General features: G+C 60.7%; 20 protein-coding genes. 3 read left to right on the forward strand and 17 right to left on the reverse strand.

Going from position 1 to position 18,378, the window contains the following annotated elements; genetic code table 11:
- Positions 1-61: 61 nt before the first annotated feature.
- On the forward strand, positions 62-511 hold the full coding sequence (locus HZB60_08355; GenBank protein ID MBI5059774.1) for a hypothetical protein: 450 nt from the start codon (positions 62-64) through the stop codon (positions 509-511).
- Between the two features lie 58 nt (positions 512-569).
- A complete protein-coding gene (locus HZB60_08360) occupies positions 570-2,309 on the forward strand; it encodes a hypothetical protein (GenBank protein MBI5059775.1) in 1,740 nt (579 codons plus the stop codon).
- A 79-nt stretch (positions 2,310-2,388) separates the two neighbouring features.
- On the opposite strand, the gene HZB60_08365 is transcribed toward HZB60_08360, so the two are convergent.
- The 16 genes from HZB60_08365 to HZB60_08440 all read right to left on the reverse strand — a co-directional run bounded on the left by HZB60_08365 (position 2,389) and on the right by HZB60_08440 (position 16,093).
- Entirely contained in the window at positions 2,389-3,723 is a 1,335-nt protein-coding gene (locus HZB60_08365; protein MBI5059776.1) for an FAD-binding oxidoreductase, read from the reverse strand.
- Positions 3,720-4,070 (reverse strand): zinc ribbon domain-containing protein, encoded by a 351-nt coding sequence (locus HZB60_08370; protein ID MBI5059777.1) that lies wholly within the window; start codon positions 4,068-4,070, stop codon positions 3,720-3,722. Before HZB60_08370 ends, HZB60_08365 begins: the two co-directional genes overlap by 4 nt.
- Before the next feature lie 21 nt (positions 4,071-4,091).
- The gene (locus HZB60_08375) at positions 4,092-5,282 is read right to left on the reverse strand and encodes a pyridoxal phosphate-dependent aminotransferase (protein ID MBI5059778.1); all 1,191 of its coding nucleotides are present in this window, start codon (positions 5,280-5,282) and stop codon (positions 4,092-4,094) included.
- 23 nt (positions 5,283-5,305) lie between these two features.
- Positions 5,306-5,812, reverse strand: a complete 507-nt coding sequence (locus tag HZB60_08380; GenBank protein MBI5059779.1) for a hypothetical protein — start codon at positions 5,810-5,812, stop codon at positions 5,306-5,308.
- Complete coding sequence (locus HZB60_08385; GenBank protein ID MBI5059780.1) at positions 5,782-6,363, reverse strand: hypothetical protein; 582 nt, start codon at positions 6,361-6,363, stop codon at positions 5,782-5,784. Before HZB60_08385 ends, HZB60_08380 begins: the two co-directional genes overlap by 31 nt.
- A gap of 17 nt (positions 6,364-6,380) precedes the next feature.
- Entirely contained in the window at positions 6,381-7,637 is a 1,257-nt protein-coding gene (locus HZB60_08390; GenBank protein ID MBI5059781.1) for a sodium:proton antiporter, read from the reverse strand.
- Complete coding sequence (locus HZB60_08395) at positions 7,634-8,464, reverse strand: hypothetical protein (protein MBI5059782.1); 831 nt, start codon at positions 8,462-8,464, stop codon at positions 7,634-7,636. Before HZB60_08395 ends, HZB60_08390 begins: the two co-directional genes overlap by 4 nt.
- Positions 8,433-8,903, reverse strand: coding sequence for an NUDIX hydrolase (locus tag HZB60_08400; GenBank protein ID MBI5059783.1), 471 nt, complete (start codon positions 8,901-8,903; stop codon positions 8,433-8,435). The genes HZB60_08395 and HZB60_08400 overlap by 32 nt, the downstream gene beginning before the upstream one ends.
- Positions 8,903-10,237: an ABC-2 transporter permease gene (locus HZB60_08405; protein MBI5059784.1), complete on the reverse strand. Its 1,335-nt coding sequence runs from the start codon at positions 10,235-10,237 to the stop codon at positions 8,903-8,905. Before HZB60_08405 ends, HZB60_08400 begins: the two co-directional genes overlap by 1 nt.
- Positions 10,234-11,151 carry an ABC transporter ATP-binding protein gene (locus HZB60_08410; GenBank protein MBI5059785.1) on the reverse strand — a complete coding sequence of 306 codons (918 nt, stop codon included), beginning with the start codon at positions 11,149-11,151 and terminating at the stop codon, positions 10,234-10,236. Before HZB60_08410 ends, HZB60_08405 begins: the two co-directional genes overlap by 4 nt.
- Positions 11,136-11,675 (reverse strand): RsmD family RNA methyltransferase, encoded by a 540-nt coding sequence (locus HZB60_08415; GenBank protein ID MBI5059786.1) that lies wholly within the window; start codon positions 11,673-11,675, stop codon positions 11,136-11,138. Before HZB60_08415 ends, HZB60_08410 begins: the two co-directional genes overlap by 16 nt.
- A gap of 36 nt (positions 11,676-11,711) precedes the next feature.
- Positions 11,712-12,107 (reverse strand): helix-hairpin-helix domain-containing protein, encoded by a 396-nt coding sequence (locus HZB60_08420; protein ID MBI5059787.1) that lies wholly within the window; start codon positions 12,105-12,107, stop codon positions 11,712-11,714.
- A gap of 5 nt (positions 12,108-12,112) precedes the next feature.
- Positions 12,113-13,267 (reverse strand): molecular chaperone DnaJ, encoded by a 1,155-nt coding sequence (dnaJ, locus tag HZB60_08425; GenBank protein MBI5059788.1) that lies wholly within the window; start codon positions 13,265-13,267, stop codon positions 12,113-12,115.
- A 12-nt stretch (positions 13,268-13,279) separates the two neighbouring features.
- Positions 13,280-13,837, reverse strand: coding sequence for a nucleotide exchange factor GrpE (locus HZB60_08430; GenBank protein MBI5059789.1), 558 nt, complete (start codon positions 13,835-13,837; stop codon positions 13,280-13,282).
- A gap of 17 nt (positions 13,838-13,854) precedes the next feature.
- Positions 13,855-14,904: a heat-inducible transcription repressor HrcA gene (hrcA, locus tag HZB60_08435; protein MBI5059790.1), complete on the reverse strand. Its 1,050-nt coding sequence runs from the start codon at positions 14,902-14,904 to the stop codon at positions 13,855-13,857.
- Between the two features lie 325 nt (positions 14,905-15,229).
- Positions 15,230-16,093, reverse strand: a complete 864-nt coding sequence (locus tag HZB60_08440; protein MBI5059791.1) for a c-type cytochrome — start codon at positions 16,091-16,093, stop codon at positions 15,230-15,232.
- 369 nt (positions 16,094-16,462) lie between these two features.
- Between HZB60_08440 and HZB60_08445 the strand changes: the two genes are divergently transcribed.
- Positions 16,463-16,699 (forward strand): hypothetical protein, encoded by a 237-nt coding sequence (locus tag HZB60_08445; protein MBI5059792.1) that lies wholly within the window; start codon positions 16,463-16,465, stop codon positions 16,697-16,699.
- A gap of 76 nt (positions 16,700-16,775) precedes the next feature.
- Here HZB60_08445 and HZB60_08450 read toward each other — a convergent pair whose 3' ends face one another.
- On the reverse strand, positions 16,776-17,255 hold the full coding sequence (locus tag HZB60_08450; protein ID MBI5059793.1) for a hypothetical protein: 480 nt from the start codon (positions 17,253-17,255) through the stop codon (positions 16,776-16,778).
- Positions 17,256-18,378 lie beyond the last annotated feature (1,123 nt).

Consider the following 18,378-nt stretch of genomic DNA (forward strand, 5'->3'; position numbering starts at 1 on the left):
GGCAACCGGCGTTCATATCGGACTGAATGGTCGTATTCGGCTGAACTCAGGAGGACATTCCATGAAGAAGGACCTTCTCATCACGACGAGCGCACTCGCGCTCGTTTTTGTTTTGGCGGCGGCAGGGTGGAGCTGGGAGACGACGTGTTCCACGAGCTATGGCGGTGGCGGTTGGAATTCCTGCTCGTCAAGCGCAGTGACGGCAAGCGGCGGAACCTCAGCATCCGCGTATGTCATCGGTCCGTCTTCGACATTCAATTGCAGCAGCAGGTCGGCGGAAGCCAAGCACTCGGGTGACAACTATGTGATGAAGCATGTGGACTGCCCGAGCGGCACACCGATGGGCACATCCAGTTGCTGTGTGCGCGGCTCATGGACAGCAACCAACGGCCAGCAGTACTACGTGTCCGCAACGCAGACCCGGACCACGAATGCAAGCTGCGGTCCGGTGACCGGGCGGATCAACAATACGAACGATACTTGCAATCAGGAAGGGCCGCAGGGCGAATAGCATCTTCACGCGCCGCCTCGCTCTCCAACGCTTTTCGACCTGATCAAAGGAGTCGCTCATGCGACGGAATCTGACTTGCGTAATCGGGATCCTCGTATTGGGGGTCACGTTGTCCGGCCAGGCCACGATTCTCGACGTGCCCGGCCAGTATAGTGCGATCAGCACCGCCATCTCAGCGTCACAGATGGGTGATACCGTTCTTGTTCATCGCGGGACCTATCTTGAAAAGTTGAATCTTCCGTCCCACGATATCGTGTTAGCCAGCGAGTACTTGTTCGGCGGTGATCCCGCCGCCATCGCGCAGACTGTGGTCGATGCCTCATCCTACGCGGCGGATGACACGGCCTGTGTGCTCTGCTGTGTTCAAGGAAGCACGCGCGCCACGCTGGTCTCCGGGTTCACACTGACCGGCGGCCACGGCGTGCGCCCGCCAAATCCCGAGGACTTGCGGCGCTGGGGCGGCGGCCTCTACATCATCGATTCTCATCCGGTGATCGCCAATTGCATGATCTTCGGCAACCAGAGTGATCAGCAGTGCGCATTCTATGCCGAAGGTTCCGTCGCCCGAATCACGAACTGCGAGCTTGCGGGCAACTGCGGAGCGATCGGCGTGGGCTACTTCTTTTTCAATGGTCAGATTGGCGATTCGGCGGAGTTCATTTGGAATGATGTTCACAGCAACTACGGCTGCATGGACCTCGGCCCGGAACTCGTTGATCCGGAGATTGGGGCGCGGGAGAGCTACGTGAGTTTTCGCTACAACAGCTTTCACGATTACACGGGCTATCAGTACATCGGGATTGAGTTGTATCGCAGTCATGGCGCTATCATCGGCAATCGCTTTGAGCGGATTCACGCCCTGTCGAACAATGCGACGGTGATTAGATCGACCTTGTTCGCCCACACCATCTCTGACAATGTATTCCTCGATCTGGATTTGTCGGATGGCTCATGCATCTCACTGAGCAACAACGGGAACCTGACAAATCCGCATCGGTCGATCCTTGAGCGTAACTGGTTCGATGGCAACGTTAGCAACATCGGTATTCCCGCGATCTGGATGTCGGAGCCGAACGCGGAGATTCGCGACAATGTGATCATGAACTGCGTGGGCCAAATCGGCGCCATACAGTTGTCGCAGACGTTCGCCCAGCAGGGCTGCGCGGTGCTGATTGAGCGGAATCAATTCTGGTTCAACACGCGGGTGGGCGACTACAATATCGGGAGTGCCTTCCGATCGGTCGGGGTTGGCCCGCCCTGCATCGTGCGGAACAACTGGTTCGAGGGCAACAGCGGCATTGCCGTTGACTATGAACTCGACCCGGACACCGGCAATTACGACATGACGAACAACTATTGGGGCGATCCGTCAGGACCGTACCATCCGATTGAGAATCCTGAGGGCTTGGGAGATACCGTGGATGTGGGAATTCATGTGACACCATGGCTGACGGAGCCGCCGCAGGCCGCGCCGGATATTCGCGAGCGGCTGCATCTGAACCCCGATGAGTGGTCGCTCGATCTGCCGTTTCCGAATCCGTTCAATGCGACGACGACGATTCGTTTGATCGCACAGAAGCCGCAGCCGCTGGAAGTCGCCGTGTACAACACGCTGGGCCGACGCGTGGGTCTAATCTGGCGCGGTGTGTTGGCGAAAGACTCGCCGACGCAGGTGCAGTGGGACGGGCGCGATGATCGCGGCGTCAGCGTCGCCAGCGGCGTGTACTATGTCGTGGCCGTACCCCAAGGCTCAAGCCATTCGGCGCCGAAGACCGTGAAGGCGCTGCTGCTGCGGTAGCGACTGATTCAATCCACAACAAACAGAGGCTGCCCCGCGCGGGACAGCCTCTACTCTTATCTCAACCCAAGCGGATGCGCTAAGTCGATGCGTTCGTCGGAATGTAAACCGTTCCCGGATCGCACCGCTTCAACAGCAGGCTCCGCACGGTATGCGCCAGGTCACGCGCCGTCGCGGCCTCGCCGTTGCGGTGCGGATACGTCGCGCCCGGCGGCAGCGGAGCCGATGCTCCACCGAGTTCCGTCGCCATCTGCACAATCCGCCCGACCGCTTCCTCGGCTCGACGATGGGTGCGCGCTTCTTCATCCGGCTGCAACGCCCAAATTTGCAACCAACCGCCTTCCACCGTCCCCCAAACCGCGATCGTAAGGTTCGTATCGCGACCCATCTCCCGCGCCAACCGCTCGACCTCTTCCAAGCCCGCCGCCGGTAAGCGCAACCGCGCTTCAACCCGCGCCGGACAGAGCCGCGCCGCCGTGCGCGGCATGCGGAACACGTCCTGCCACAAGGCCTGGATCGCCTGACTGTCCGTGACCGGCGACGCGAATCGCAACCATTCCATCGGCCATTCAACCGCCGAATTCCATTCCGCCAGCAACGTGACTTCCGCGCTATCGGAAATCGTATTATCGTTCCCGCGACGAATAAAATCCGTGGCCGCTGCACCCCAATAGACGGCCGTTTCCGGCGGCGACTCCATCTCGCGCAATGTGGTCAACAACTTGGCCGCGTCGTGTGCATCGCGCAATTCAAATATCGCCGCCGTGCGCTCGGCCGGAACCGGTTCGAGCGACAGCTCCAACGACGTGATGATTCCCAGCGTGCCGAACGAACCGTACAGAAAAGGACTGACATCCGGCGCGTTCATTCCGCTCGCCGCCGAGCCCGTGCTGAACTTGCGACCGTCATAGCTCAACCAGTCCAGCGAGCGAATACTCTCCAGCAGTCCGCCATGGCCCCAAGTTCGCAAGCCCTCCCAGGCCGTGGCCACCAGTCCGCCAATGCTCTCACCGCCGGGGATCGGCCACAACGGAAGCCACCGCCTGCCCGCCCGCGCCAAATCAACCGACAGCGCCTCCGCCGACATGCCCGCGGCCACCCGCACCGAGTGTCGATCCGCCGAAAATGACGGCGGACCCGCCAGCCGCGTCGTCAGAATCAACATGTGACCGCCGAGCGCCTTCACCCCCAGCGGCCGTCCACCCGAGGACAGCGCCACTCGCATCTGCTTCTCCCCCGCAAACGCGAGCGCATCCGCGAGCTCGGCGTCTCCCGCCGGTTCCACCACGCAAGCGGGAACATCCTCCTTCGCCACTTTGCCTTTCAGCAAACTCAGGATATCCTTCTGCTCCGTGTGCAACCGGCCGTGGCGAATCTGCTCCCGCAGCTTCACGTGTTTGTCAAACCACTTCACGAGCCGCTCGTTCCCTTGCTCTCGCTCCTGCTCTCAGACTTCGTCTCGCTCCTGCTCTCGGACTTCGTCTCGCCTTTGCTCTCGGACTTGTCGGACTTCGCGGCCGGCGCGGACTCGACCGCCTCCTTCGATTTCACCGAACTCACGCCCTTCGATTCCGGACTGTGCTTCTTCGCATAATCCGTAATGTAGAATCCCGAGCCTTTGAAAATCAACCCGCTGCCCCCTGAAATCTCGCGCTCCGCGCGTCCCCCGCAAATCGGGCAAACCTCCAACGGCTCCGCCACGATGCTCTGAAATTCCTCGAAGCGATGTCCGTTCGCGCAATGATAGTCGTAGGTCGGCATAGTTCCCGCTGATCGCTTTCGTCAGTTAAGCTTCGTCAAGGCTTCGCATACCTTGCTGACACCGCGCTTGATGTTCTCATCCGAATTCGCGTAGGACAGCCGCAGACACGTCGGCGCGTGAAACGCCGAACCGGGGACCGTCGCCACGTGCACTTCTTCCAGCAGATAGCGCGCGATGTCAAGGCTGTCTTTCAAGCGATCGCCGTGCGCGTGCTTGCCGAAATAGCTCGAGATGTCCGGAAAAAAGTAGAACGCACCCTCCGGCTTCGAGACCTTGACTCCCGGGCACGAACTCAGGATCTCATAACACAAGTCGCGGCGACGCGCGAAGTCGCGAACCATTGCCGCGCTCCCGCTCTGATCGCCCGAAATCCCCTCCGCCGCCGCCTTCTGCGATATCGAACAGCACGACGACGTCATCTGGCTCTGCACGCGCAATATTCCATCGATGATCGCCGGCGGACCCGCCGCATAGCCGATTCTCCATCCCGTCATCGAATAGCACTTCGATACCCCATTCACCACGATCGTGCGATCCGGCATCCCCGCGATCTGCGCCGGAGACGCGTGCGGCTTGCCGTCGAAACGCAAGCGCTCATAAATCTCGTCGGAAAGCACGAAGCACGAGTAGCGCTTCAACACTTCACATAGCGCCGCGATCTGGCTGAGATCCAGCGCCGCGCCCGTCGGATTGTTCGGGCTATTTAAGATCACGAGCTTCGTCTTCGGCGACAACGCCCGCTCCAACGACCGCGGCGTCAAGTGAAAGCCGCCCGCCGCATCCGTGTCGGCGAACACCGTCGTACCCCCGGCCAGCTCCACCATTTCCGGATAAGAGAGCCAGCACGGCCGGGGAATCACGACCTCATCACCCGGATCGATCATCGCCAGGATCGCATTCGCGATCGAATGCTTGGCGCCGCTCGACACCACGATCTGATTAAGGTCGTATTGCAGACCATTCTCGTCGGCCAGCTTCCGCTGGATCGCCCGGCGCAACTCCGGAATCCCCGCCGCGGAGGTGTAACGCGTAAAATTCTGCTCAATCGCCGCAATCCCCGCCTGCTTGATATTCAACGGCGTCGGATGATCCGGCTCGCCGCAGGACAAATCGACAACGTCGATCCCCGCCGTCGCAAGTTCCCGGGCGCGATTCGTAATCTGTAAAGTCAGGGAGATGGTGACGTTCTGAACTCGCTTCGCGAGTGGCATGGTCGGTTCCAAAGGTGTGTCAATTAAAGTTCATCCTGCCAGAGCACGATGCGATATCGCCCCCCGTCAGGCTTGAACAGGGTAAACCGCGCCGATCCGATCACCGGCGAGAGCTCGTCCAGTACCAACTGATACTGGACCCGAACTTCCACCAGCGTGTTCGGTGTCGAGACCGCCTCTTCCGCGGCGGACAGGCCGACCCAGATCAAGGTGATGTTCTGAAACGAACGAAACATCCGCGCCGTCGTCCGCAGGTCGGTCTCCCGAAACCAACCGTCCGTCCGTTGCAACGTCGGATCGTAATACTGAAATTGAAACTCGTCGTCCAACAACTCCGCGTAGCGCAACGAATCCCGCAGCTCGTACGCGGTCACAAAATTCTGCAGCAGACCGCCCACCGTGCTCGCATCCGTAAACGGACTCGCCGCGCCGCCCCGCAGACTCGGCGCGAACGGATTCTTGCAACCCGCCAGCACCAGCAGCAACACGCCGCAAACAACTATTTGACGAGTGATTTGAGATCGCTCCACGTGTTCTGCGCTTCCGTCCGCGAATCCCGCCAACGGCGAATCTGCCAGTAGCCCTCGCTCCCCAGACCCAGCACGAACTCCGCCGTGCCCGCCATGTCGCGCGGCGCGCCGCTCACGGCCAATTGCGCCGTCAGTGCATAGCCCGTCGTAAGCTGCGCGCTGTCGCCAAAAACCGTGGCGTCGGTAGTGAAAAACACTACCGTCAACACACTGTCCGACGGCAGCGTCCCCTGGCTCATCAAACTCACCACATGACTGACCTCTTCCTCGTAGCCCCAATCCGCCAGGGCGGGATCCTGCGCCAGCGCCACCGCGTCCGCCTCGAACACGAAATCGCGCGAATCCAGCGACCGCCGATAGTCCTCGGCGTTGTGCTCGAACATCGACGCCGCCAAGTTGTCCAGCACGTCAGCGGGTGTCAGCGGCGTCTCCCACGACGAGCGCCCGCTGTCCGGTGGCTCCGCATCCCGCGTGCGAAACAGATCGCAACCGTCGATACCCCAGCCGCCGATCAATGCGACCAGTAGGAGACATGAGTTCCGCCGCGTCATCTGCACTCCCGCCTCGCTTACAACACCAGCAACCAGGTCACGACCAGGACCGGCAATAACACCGGCAGCGTGTAACGGAACACGTACTCGTGGAAGCTGGGAGCACGGTGCCCGGCATGCTCGCAGATCGACTTGCACATAAAATTCGGGCCGTTCCCGATATACGTCGCCGCGCCGAAATATACCGCCGCGATCGAAATCGAACGTAACGTGTGCGAATGATCGCGGGCGAACTGCGCAACGTGAACCACATTATCCGCCGATAACCCCTCCGTGCCCATCGCCGCCGCCAGGAAATTCAGATAAGTCGGCGCGTTATCCAGCACCGCCGAAAGCGAACCCGTCAGCCAGTAATAGTGTGTCGCCGTCGTGATCCCCAGCCCGCCGGCATGAGCCGCCAACCAGTCCAGCGCCGGAACCATGGTTGCAAAAATCCCCGCGAACAATATCGCGACCTCCCGCACCGGATGAAACTTGAAATCGTTGCGCTCGTGAATCGGTCGCGGAGTCAGAAAATAGGAGGCCGCCGCCGCCCCCACCATGATGGCTTCCCGCACAAACACCGGATGCTGTAAGAACGCCGCGCCCACGATCACCCCCACGAAGATCAGATTGCGCTTACCGTCCAGCGAAAACCGGTCCGGCTCCTCCGCGATCAACTGCTCCAACTGCGAGTGCCCGCGATACTCCCGACGATCAAAAAAATAGAACATCCCGATCAGCAGCGCGACTCCAACCAGCCACTTGTACCACAACTCCGCCAGCGGCCAGAAAAATGGCACCCCCTTCAAATAGCCGAGAAACAGCGGCGGATCGCCAATCGGAGTCAGCGCGCCGCCACAGTTCGCCACAATGAAAATGAAGAAAACAAGATGATACGGCGCAAACCGCCACCCGTTGCCGCGCAAATATGGCCGGATCAAGAGCATGGAAGCCCCGGTCGTGCCCACCACGTTCGCGAGCACCGCGCCCACCGCTAACATCCCGGCGTTCTGCGCCGGCGTCAGCCGACCGACCAGCCGTACGTACATGCCGCCCGTCACCACATACAACGATCCGATCAGCGCGATAAACGAAACGTATTCATGCCCGACATGCAGCATCCGCTCGCCCGCCCCGGCGAACGCGTAATAACCGGCGACCAATGCGCCCAACGGCAACGCGACCCACGCGTAACGTCGCGTCCACCAGCGCGGGGCCAGGAGCGGCCCCAGCGCGATCGACGCTAACAGCAGCCCGAATGGAATCACCCACAGCGGTGAGGGCGCCGTCACGCGGCGGACTCCGCCGCCGCCGCGATAATTCGACCCGTCAGTTCGTTAAACACCGGCAATGCTCGCGCCCGACTCCGCTGATTCTCACGCAACCCGCGCGGAATCTCGATGTGATACGCCATCCGCGAAATCCCCGGTTGAAAACTCCCGATTTGCTTCGCGCTCAGTGCCTGCCAGTGCAGCCGGTGCAATGGTTCAATCAACAACTCCGGCAAGCTCTGCTCCACGGCATGCGCTGAATAGAGCGCATGCAGCTCGCGCGCCAGATCGTCGCCCACTCCAACCGTGGCGATTTGCACCTGTTCGCAGCGACGATGAGAATGAATCTCGATCAGGACGTCTAACGGCAGGCTCCCGCCTCCCGCCTCGCTCAACGCGTGAATATAGTGGTAGTAAACCTCCGCTGCCCGCTCCGTTCGATGCTCCGAACGCCCCGGCGCGGTGGACTCCGTGGGCCGGTTCACATGCAGATGCCGACCGATGTTGACCGGAATCCGGTACTGGTCGCGATCCCGGTAGTTCATCGCCACCACACTGCCGGTCGAATAGGCTTGCGTCAGACGGTTACAAAAATACTCCGACCACTGATCAAAACTGACGTGCGGCGCCGCAATCACCACCCGCGGCCCCCGCGCGGAAACGCCCCGCACCTGAATCTCGGCCGGTATCAGCTCCTGCAATAGCGCCTGCGCGCGCGCGCGTGTCACGACCCCCAGACCGTCGAACGGGTGAGACTGATCGCGGGTCAGCAGGAACTCAATCAACCGCCGCGTCAGCCGCTCTTGTGCCGCGGAGTCAATCACCGCTGCCGATCGAATTGTGTTCATCCCGCTCAAATGCCTGCAGCACGCACGCCAGAGCGTAGCCGTGGCCGCGATCGTCCCGAATCGAAACGGTCCCGGCCTCGATCTCAGCCCGCCCAGCCCACACAAAGGCCGTATGTTCCTCGCTTAATCGAACCGCTTGCGTTCGCGAACGCGCCAGATAGTTGATGCACAGCAACAGCGGCTTGCCCGGCGCCATGCGACCGAACCACGTGTTCACCGCGCCGAACAGCTCGATCTCTAACCCCGTCTCTTCCGCGACCTCGCGACGCAGACCCGCGATTGGATCCTCACCGGGATCGAGTTTGCCGCCCGGCGGAGCAAATGTGTGCGGCGGATTCGCCCGCCGCAACAAGAGCAGTCGCTGCTCGCAGAAAATATACGCGCCCACCGCCACGCGATGCGTGAGCGGAGCCGTGATCATCGGGTCAAGTGCAGACATCAGCTCAACTCCGCGGCCAACCGCCGCCGAAACATAACGATGGCTACCGCCACCAGAACCAGCGCAAATCCCAACAGTATTCCGCCTTCCAGCACAACGCCCGACACCCCCTGATCGCGCCAGAACACATCCGTGAAGCCCTGCATCGACCAATGTACCGGCGTCAATTGCGCGACCGCCCGTACGAACTTCGGGATCATGAAACTCGGAAACATCGCGCCGCCAATCGCCGACATCCCCAAAATCACGACCACCTGCAATCCGGTGGCTTGTTCTTCCGTGCGGCTCACCGCGGCGGTAATCAGGCCGATGGAACTCATCGCCGCCGCCGTGCACACAATCACAAACAATGCGGCCGGCAAGTGCTCGAAGAATTCCAGACCGAAGATCAGCCAACCGTAGATCATCATCGCCAGCAGCTGCAAGGCCCCGAGCGCTACCGCATTCACGTATTTCGACAACAACAGCTCGCCGCTGCTGACCGGACCGCTCAACAAGCGGCTCGCCGTGCCACCCCGCATCTCGCGCAACAACGACGCGGCGATCGCGCCCACCGCGAACAACATGAACATTACGGCCGGACCCGCGACACTCTGCGCGATCCCCGGATTCGTGATCTGCTGACCGACCACCACCTCGCGCTTGATCTGCATCATCTTGGACAGCAGACTGTCCACCCCGAACCCCGCCGCCGCCGGCTCCGCGCCCGCGTCGGCCCCAAGCACGAAGTCCTCGGGAAACCACGACGCCTGATCCGTGCTTTCAGGTAACGCGATTTGGAAATTGCGCTCGATCGCGCGACGCAAATCGTTGGAGAAACCGCGACCGGCCAGCGAATCCCCTAAGCTCTGCTTCGCCAGATTCACGGGCATCAGACCGGGAAACGTACGAAATATCTGCTGCTGCAAGAGCCCCGTCACGATTCCGGCCGTGAGGGGATCGCGCGGATCTTCGAGAATCGTCAACGCGACCGTACAGCCCTTCAACCGCTCCGAAAAATCCGCCGGCAGCACAATGGCCGCACTCGACTTTCCCCGCTCCACCCGCGCGCGCGCCGTCAGACTATCGTACCGCACCGAGTCGCGAGTCTGCTCGATCAGCTGCAATTCGGCCGTCAGGTCCAGCGCCCGGAACAGGCGCGCCCCGGCCGGACCCGTGTCCTGATTGACCGCCAATACCTCGAGCGCCTCGATGCCGCCGTCACTGCCGCCGAACACGAGACCGAAAACCAGGATCATCACCATCGGCACAATAAAGCTCAGGGCGATGGCCGGCTTGTCGGCGAGAAAGATGCGAAAATCCTTTCCCACGAGTCTGAGTACGCGGCGAATCAATCCCGCAACTCCTTGCCGGTCAATTGCAGAAAGAGCGCCTCAAGGTTTGGTCCGCGAATCTCCAGCCGGTCAAACCGCGCGCCCGACCGCTCCAAGTCCGTAACCGCGTTCCCCAAAAGCGTCCTGTCGCGCGGCACGTAGTCGGCGAACCCATCCCCCGCGATCATTTCCGCGCTCGCCAGCAACGGCCACGCCGACGGAGTCCCATGCGCCCGGATCGTGCTCGTCGATTTCACCCCGCTCAACAATTCCGAAAGCGTGCCCTCGGCCAATAGCCGACCGTGATCGATAATCCCGATCCGCCGACACAACCGCTCCGCCTCTTCCATATAGTGCGTCGTGTAGATAATCGTCTTCCCCGCGCGGTTTAACGTCTCCAGCATGGCGAAGATGCTGGCGCGAGATTGCGGATCCACGCCGACCGTCGGCTCGTCCAGCAACAAGATTGACGGATCGTGCAGCAGTCCCGCCGCCAGATTCAATCGCCGCAGCATGCCGCCCGAAAACGTGCGCACCTTCGAGCGCGCCCGATCCGCGAGGCCGATCAGATCGAGCAACTCGGCACAACGGCCACGCAACGCCGCACCCCGCAAGTCGTACATCGCGCCGAATAACTCGAGATTCTCGCGGGCGGTCAGACTCTCGTAGAGCGCGATCTCCTGCGGCACGACCCCCACCGCCGCCGCCGGTTTCCCCCGAGCTATATCCCGGCCCGCGATCCACAACCGACCGCCGTCCGCCTGCAACAGCCCGCTGAGAATCCGCAACAACGTCGTCTTGCCCGCGCCGTTCGGCCCCAGCAAACCGTAGAACTCACCGTCCGCGATCTCAAAATCAACTCCGGCGAGGGCCCGGACCTCGCCAAAGGATTTGAACAATCCGCTGACGGAAATTGCGCTCACTTGCGATCCCAAATACTAACCGTCGTCTCGCCAAACACGCGCGACTTTCGCAGCGCAAGACCGGTGACTTCCGGCGGCGCCTGCCGCTTCGAATGCTCAAACACCAGAACTCCCTCCGCCGCAAACAACCCGGACTCCATGATCGATTCGATGACCGGACCCGGCGCTACCAGATCATACGGAGGATCGGCGAAAATCAGCTCAAACGGCTCCGGCCACCGCGCCGAATTGTGCAGGAAGTGCGCCACCTCCTCGCGACAAAACACCGCCCGATCCTGCAAATGAAATTGCGCCAGCGACCGCAGCGTGCGCTTCTCCGACTCATGCGCCCGGTCCACCAATACCGCCAGCCGCGCCCCGTGCTTCAGCGCGTGAATCCCGTACGATCCCACTCCGCAAAACAGATCGAGCACCGACTTCCCCGCGGCTTCTCCGGCCAGCATGTTGAACACCGACTCCAGCGTGCGGGCCGCCGTCGGCCGAAGTTCACCTCCATGGGTATGGCGGCGCGAACCGGATGATAGTCGAATCGCCATCGGATATCGAGGAGGGTGAAGATTCGTCGTGTCGCGCTACTGTGAATCGAGCACGCACTGCGCGCGCATCTGCTCCAGACGCTTCGGACCGATCCCGCTGACTTCCGTCAGCCCGTCGATGGAACCAAACGGCCCGTGCTGATCGCGATACTCGACAATGGCCGCCGCCAGCGTGGGGCCAATCCCGCGCAGCCGCTCCAGGTCTTGCGCCGTCGCGCTGTTGATATTGACCGGAGCATTCCGCGCCGCCGCCCGCGCGCGCAGCACCGAGTCGATCCGCGCCTGCATGATACTCGAACTACCCGGCACCACCGCTAACGGCAGCCGCGGAGCATGTCCCCACCGCTCCACAACACGCACGGTCGCGCCCACCAGAAACAGAATGGCCAGCAGCCAGACCAACGTGGCCGGACGAAATTCCATTCGCCACATCAGAGTCAGCTCCCGAAAGCGTCCTTCATCCGGCCGAAAAAGGACTTGTCGCCCGCCCCGGGCCGGAAGTTCTCGCTCCGCTTCAGCTCCTCGATGAGCTCTCGCTCGCGCGGGGTCAACTTCGACGGCACATGCAGTTTGACCTCCACCAGCTCGTCGCCGACGTGCCGCGAATTCACTGCCGGCAGACCCTTCCCGCGCATGCGCAAAATCCGCCCGGGAATCGTGCCCGGCTCGATCTTCAGCCGCGCCTGGCCGGTCAAGGTCGGCACATCGACTTCATCCCCGAGGATCAATTGCGGAATGCTCAGCAGCAGCGTGTAGAGGATGTTGTCCCCGTCGCGGCGAAAATGCTCGTGCTCGACCTCTTCGATAATCGCGATCAGATCCCCCGCCGGACCGCCCCGCGGACCCGCATTGCCTTCGCCGCGCAGCGTCAGATAATTGCCCGTCGCCACCCCGGCCGGAATGCTCACGTCCACGACCGCGTCCTCGCGATCGCGCCCCTCGCCCCGACACTGCGCACACGGCTCGGGAATGATCTTGCCTTCGCCGCGACACTGCGTGCAGGGCTGGATGTTCACGAACTGGCCCAGAATCGTGTTCGACACCTGCCGAATCTGTCCCGTCCCCTTGCACGTGGGACATGTCTTGCGCTGCGTCCCCTTCTTCGCACCGGAACCGTCGCATTCGTGACACTTCGCGTACCGCTTCACCCGGATCTTCTTCGTGACTCCGGTCGCGATTTCTTCGAGCGTCAAATTCAGCTTGACCTGCAAATCGCTGCCGCGCACGCGCTGCGGACCGGAACCGCCCCGCGACTGCTGGCCAAACGCGCCGCCGAACATGCCGCCTTCCATGAACTGCCGCAACGCGTCGGACAGATCAAACTCGAAGCCGCCGCTCCACTGCTGCTGCTGCGCCGCCCCCGGTCCGGTCGCCTGATGACCAAAGCGATCATAACGCGCGCGCTTCTCCGCGTCGGACAGCACGGAGTAGGCCTCGCCAACCTCCTTGAACTTCTCCTCCGCCGTCTTGTCGGCCTTATTGCGATCGGGATGATACTGCATCGCGAGCTTGCGATAGGCCTTCTTGATCTCCTCCTCGCTCGCGCTGCGCGGAACTCCCAAAATCTCGTAGTAATCGTGTTTCGTGGACATGCGGCTGGCGCGTTAACGCGCGGCTTCCTCCCCGTCCCCGGATTCGCCCGCCGGCGCGACCTCCCCGGAGACGATCACCTGCGCATGGCGAATCACACGCTCGCCCAGCCGATAACCGGGAGCGAGCACCAGCAGCACCGTACCCGCCGGAAATCCGGCCATCGGCTGCACCGCCATCGCTTCGTGCTCCACCGGATCGAAGGGCTGACCCAGACTCTCCAACTTCGTAACCCCGCGCGCCGCGAACGCCGACCACAACTTGCCGCGAATCAGCTCCACACCCTTACGGTACGGATCGTCCTGCGGCATATTCCGGTCCGCCAGCATCCGGTCGAAATCATCGAGCACCGGCAACAGCGACAACAAAACCGTCTCTACCGCCACGTCGCGCACCGCGTCCAACTCGCCGCGCGTGCGCTTGCGAAAGTTTTCGAACTCCGCCAGCTTCCGCACATACTTGTCGCGCCACTCTTCAGCCTCGCGCCGCAGCTGCTCCAGCTCGGCGGACGGCTCCAACGCCGCGCCGCCCGCCGCCGCTTCCGCGGGAGTAATCGGTGTATCTTCGTTCATCGAATGTCGTGCAGGTTTCATTTGACCGCGGAGCCGCCGCGCAGATGCCGGTTGATCGTGTGCGCGGTGAACTCGACCAGACTCTTCAGCTTCGAGTAGTCCATCCGCGTCGGGCCGATGACGCCCAGCTTGCCCGTAACCGTCGCCGTGCGATACCCCGACAACAACACCGACAAATCCTTCGCCCGCGCGTCCGGATTCTCGCTGCCAATCGTGATCGAGACTTCGCGACGCTCGTCGCTCTGCGATTGCAGCAGGTGAATGATGATGTCCTTGTCTTCGATCAGCTCGATGATCCCCCGCATCGAGCGCGCGTCCGAATACTCCGGCTGCGAAAGCATCGCCGCGCGACCGCCAATCTTGAGGTCCTCATGATCCGTGAAGCTGAACAGCCGCTCCGCCGAATCTACGAAAAAGCGCACCAGCCCCGGCAGCGGGAGTTGCATGGTGCCGATGCGCTCGCCGATGCCGGCCCGAATCTGCGACAACGGCAGACCCGCCAGCCGGCTGTTCAACGCCTGCGTGATCTGCTGCAGTTGATCGGTGGGCAGCGCATGCTCAAGCTCCACCATGATCGTGCGCACCGGCCCGGATTCCAGCGAGATCACCACCAGACACTTGTGCTCCGCGATCCGCACGATGTCAATCCGCTGCAAAACCGCCTCTTCGAGCGATGGAATCGCGACAATGCTCAGCAGCCGCGAGGCCGACGAAAGCACGCGCGCCGTCACCGCCATGATCTCATCGATCTCCTGCGAGACCCCGTCGTATTCCGCTTCGATCGCTTCCTTTTCCTGCGAGCTCAGCTCCTGCGCCCCCATCAGATCGTTCACGTAAAGCCGATAACCCAGATCGGACGGCACCCGGCCCGCCGACGTGTGCGGGTGCGCGAGCAGGCCCATCTCTTCGAGATCGGCCATCACATTCCGAATCGTCGCCGGCGAGAGATCGAGTCCATGATGACGCGAAAGCTGTCGCGAGCCGACCGGATTGGCCGTCAGCACAAAATGCTGCACCACTGCGCGCAGAATTTCGCGTTCGCGTTCCGTGAGCGAGATCAGATTCATCCGCTCGCCCGCCATCCCTTCGTCGCCGATCCCGACCAGAACATTCTACCTCACCAATCCGCAAGATTATGGGAAACTAAAAGATACGGAATTTTCTGCCCCTTGTCAAGCCCAGCACCACTCGCTAAAGTCTATAAACTTCAAAGGCTTACCCTAAGTCACCGGACCCAAAGCCCAACCCCGGGCTGCCGCCAGGGCTTTTGGAACGCCCGGCCTGCGGCGGCACGTCTCCTCCGGCTTGACGTGCCCCGCGCTTTCCCGAGCGTCAGCAAATTAAAACGGCGACTCCTGCGAGCCGCCGTTTCTCAGAGTGAAAGTCGCGCGCTTACGGGAACGCGATCGTATCGGTGAGAGCCTTGTACAGGTTGATCATCTCCTCATCCTGAATCCCAAACTGACCGGCCATGTTGGGATCCGAACCCAGTTGACCGAATTTCACCTTGTGCTGCACTTCGTTCGGCTTGTGTCGTAAGAATGCGCCGACCGTCAGATACTCCTCGACTTCGATAAACTGGCCGGTCGAGCCGTGACATACGGCGCAGTGAGCCGCGAAGTACGATGCCCCGGACGTCGCGTTTCCATTCCGGCCAATGTTGGAATACGTGGCCGAGCCCGTCGGGTAGGCACCCGTGTAAGTCGCATCGTAAAGCTGGCTGACGTCAATCGCCTCTTCTTTCAAGTACTTGACCAAATTCCAGATTTCGCCGTCGGTCAGGATCTCGGCAAGATTCGGCATTTGATCGCCGACCGTGGGATTGGTCGCGGGATCATACGTGGACAAGTCCGCGCTCACCGGGCGGCGCGTCGCACCGGTGCCGGTCTTCAAAGCGTCAAACAGCTCTTGACTGGTTTTGGCGGCTGCGATCGTGCGCAAGTTCACAGCGGATACATTCGGCCGAGTCGTGCGCGGCCCGCGTCCGATGTAAGAACCGCTCTGCCCCAGAAGATCCCACCCGTGACATTGCTTGCAACGGAAGAAATCCGAATACGTATTGAACGTCGCGAGGTGAGTATCGGTGGTGTCGTGGCCCGATTCCCTGCTCCAGAACTTGTCGTACGACACTCCGCCCGTTCCGCCGTTGGCCAGGTCATACGGGCTGGAACTCGTATCTTCCGAGTCCTCGGCACACCCGATCAGCAACACAGACGAGAGGGCAATCAGTGACACAACCCGAGATAAAAACCGCATCTTCCCGTTCTCCTTTTTGATGAACTGCTCTCCGGCCGGTTCCAAACTCGATTCAGAGCAACCGTGCACAGAGTCGCGGTATCCGTGACATTGACTGTTTACACGGTGAATATACAAGAATAAGGCAGATTGTCAAACAAAACCTTTATATTATCAAATAAGTCCTATTACTTAATATGCGCAACTATTCACAATCTGCCTGAAAGCGCGGTTCCACTCCCGTCCCCTGCCTCTTCGGTTCGTCTCTGCCCCACAATATTTGGGAGAGTCGGGACCGTTGTGCCAGCACTCCGCCGAGCCGGGTCAAGGTCGTCCTCAGTCCGCACCGGAATCCCCCTCGGGTCCTTCCCCAGTTTCTGGGGAAGTTAGATGGGGTCCGCTTTCGCCGCCGAGCCGCGCGTCCTCGCCCAGCCGGAACCGGAGAGCCAGCTCTCCCCCCACATCCTGTGGGGGGCCGGGGGGGTGCGCGTCTTCGCGCATCGGGAACTCCTCGCCGAGCAGGGACTGTGTCCCTGCCGGAATCCCACCCCGGTCGTCAACCAGACCAGATTCCGCCACACGGCAGCCGCGTCAAATCCTGCACATCACGGGCCGTATCTCCCGTAGGGGCGGGTCCGCGACCGGCCCCCTGAACCGCACCGCATGCTGCGAATCGAGCCGTCAGCAAACCCTCCCGAGCGGGTCATGTGCCGCACATGCCGCCGCGTGAAAACTTGTTTTCCCAATGATCAAATTCGTAGATTCCGATTGTCGCGCCGTACTCAAATGCAACGGCTATGCGATCAACGGCGGGATTGAAGTACAGGCCCTGTTGAACGAGGCACATGGACTTCGCGAATGCGCAGTGATCCACCGAATCATCCGATAGACTGATGTCGTTGTAGGCAAGGCCATTTACCTGATCAAGTCGGAAAACATAGAAATTGGGACTGTCGGCATTGAGGATCACGACACGGTAGTCGCTCGGGGCAATCTTCAGCACTTCGATATCCACCGGATAGTCGAATCCCAGACTGGACGAATCCGAACTCTGCATGAACCACTCGGTACTCAAAGCTTCAAGATTCGGTATGCCGAAGAAGTTGGCTTCTTGCTGTAAGAAGGGCCGCGCAGATGCCAGACTGAAAAGCGCAACAACCGTGACTATGAGGTATTTGTACATAGCATTTCTCTCCTGATCAGCGCTGCTGTTGTTGGCTGCGGAGCTCAATTAGATGGGCGCGAATCCGTTGGTACAAATGATGTTCCTCCTCGGAGGCACTGGGCGTCGGCTTCCAACCCTCCGCATACATTGTCGCATGGTTCAGTTCAAAGCAGGTGTCAAGTAGCCGAATCGCATCATCGTATCGACCGCCGGCAGTTGCTGCTCTGCGAGCGTCGACCAAGCCGTAGAAATCATGCCAGCCGGTAGTCAGGAAGGAATCGGCTAGTTCAATTGCGAGGTCGAATTTCCTTTGTTGACTTGCCTCGTGAACTCTGGATGTCAACACCGACCGCTCCGCTGAGTGTGAACACGGTCTGAGAATCCGCACACAGTCTGGGTGCTCCGAAGCTATGTGTCCATACTGCGGGTGGTTCCATTCCGCCTCAATGCAAAGAATCGTGCCAGCCAATTCCGGAGGTACGAGAAAAGCAAAGTGATATATGGGGGCCTTGAACAACGGAGTCCAGCCGGTTGCCCTCCACACACTATCATCACGTACTTCAGTTTCCATAACGAAGTACTCAAAAGCCAATTGCTCAGGTCTGGTACGAAGAATCAGCCCATGTGGCCAAGTCCAGTCTGAGACTCCCGTATATTCAATCTCGGTCGGACGTACGCCACCTGGAAGGAGTGTCACGTCGACTTGATACATACCCCCAACATAGAAGTCTGACTCGGGCGAAGAGTCAAGGCTATCGCAACTATTGTCTCCATACCCCGCGAAGTCCACAGTCACAATCATCGAGTCTCCGACTTCTGTGAACGCCGTGTGAACGATTGACATGCCGAACACAATGACGAGTATAGGGTAAAGCGTCACTACTCTCAGAATCTCCGATTGAAATCCGGTCGACACTGCGCGAACGATACTCTGGACAGCGCCACTGCTGTTCATGTCTCGTTCGATGTGAAGTGTGTTCATGGCCTTAGTCCCTTCTCGCTAGTGTAGTGTTGCGGAGTTGCTGCAACTAATTGCGAGGTTGTGCGTTTCATCTTCCAGAGAGGAGGATGAAATTATGCGTCACGCTCCGGTCATTGAGCTCACGAACGAGCAGGAACAACAACTTCGGGTTTGGTCTCG

It is taken from the genome of candidate division KSB1 bacterium (assembly GCA_016214895.1).
Taxonomy (GTDB): Bacteria; Electryoneota; RPQS01; order RPQS01; family RPQS01; genus JACRMR01.

Coding starts and splice junctions, on each gene's coding strand:
- HZB60_08355 (MBI5059774.1), top strand. CDS start 62: ATGAAGAAGGACCTTCTCATCACGACGAGCGCACTCGCGCTCGTTTTT.
- HZB60_08360 (MBI5059775.1), top strand. CDS start 570: ATGCGACGGAATCTGACTTGCGTAATCGGGATCCTCGTATTGGGGGTC.
- HZB60_08370 (MBI5059777.1), bottom strand. CDS start 4,070: ATGCCGACCTACGACTATCATTGCGCGAACGGACATCGCTTCGAGGAA.
- HZB60_08375 (MBI5059778.1), bottom strand. CDS start 5,282: ATGCCACTCGCGAAGCGAGTTCAGAACGTCACCATCTCCCTGACTTTA.
- HZB60_08385 (MBI5059780.1), bottom strand. CDS start 6,363: ATGACGCGGCGGAACTCATGTCTCCTACTGGTCGCATTGATCGGCGGC.
- HZB60_08395 (MBI5059782.1), bottom strand. CDS start 8,464: ATGAACACAATTCGATCGGCAGCGGTGATTGACTCCGCGGCACAAGAG.
- HZB60_08400 (MBI5059783.1), bottom strand. CDS start 8,903: ATGTCTGCACTTGACCCGATGATCACGGCTCCGCTCACGCATCGCGTG.
- HZB60_08415 (MBI5059786.1), bottom strand. CDS start 11,675: ATGGCGATTCGACTATCATCCGGTTCGCGCCGCCATACCCATGGAGGT.
- HZB60_08420 (MBI5059787.1), bottom strand. CDS start 12,107: ATGTGGCGAATGGAATTTCGTCCGGCCACGTTGGTCTGGCTGCTGGCC.
- dnaJ (MBI5059788.1), bottom strand. CDS start 13,267: ATGTCCACGAAACACGATTACTACGAGATTTTGGGAGTTCCGCGCAGC.
- HZB60_08430 (MBI5059789.1), bottom strand. CDS start 13,837: ATGAACGAAGATACACCGATTACTCCCGCGGAAGCGGCGGCGGGCGGC.
- hrcA (MBI5059790.1), bottom strand. CDS start 14,904: ATGAATCTGATCTCGCTCACGGAACGCGAACGCGAAATTCTGCGCGCA.
- HZB60_08440 (MBI5059791.1), bottom strand. CDS start 16,093: ATGCGGTTTTTATCTCGGGTTGTGTCACTGATTGCCCTCTCGTCTGTG.
- HZB60_08445 (MBI5059792.1), top strand. CDS start 16,463: ATGGGGTCCGCTTTCGCCGCCGAGCCGCGCGTCCTCGCCCAGCCGGAA.
- HZB60_08450 (MBI5059793.1), bottom strand. CDS start 17,255: ATGTACAAATACCTCATAGTCACGGTTGTTGCGCTTTTCAGTCTGGCA.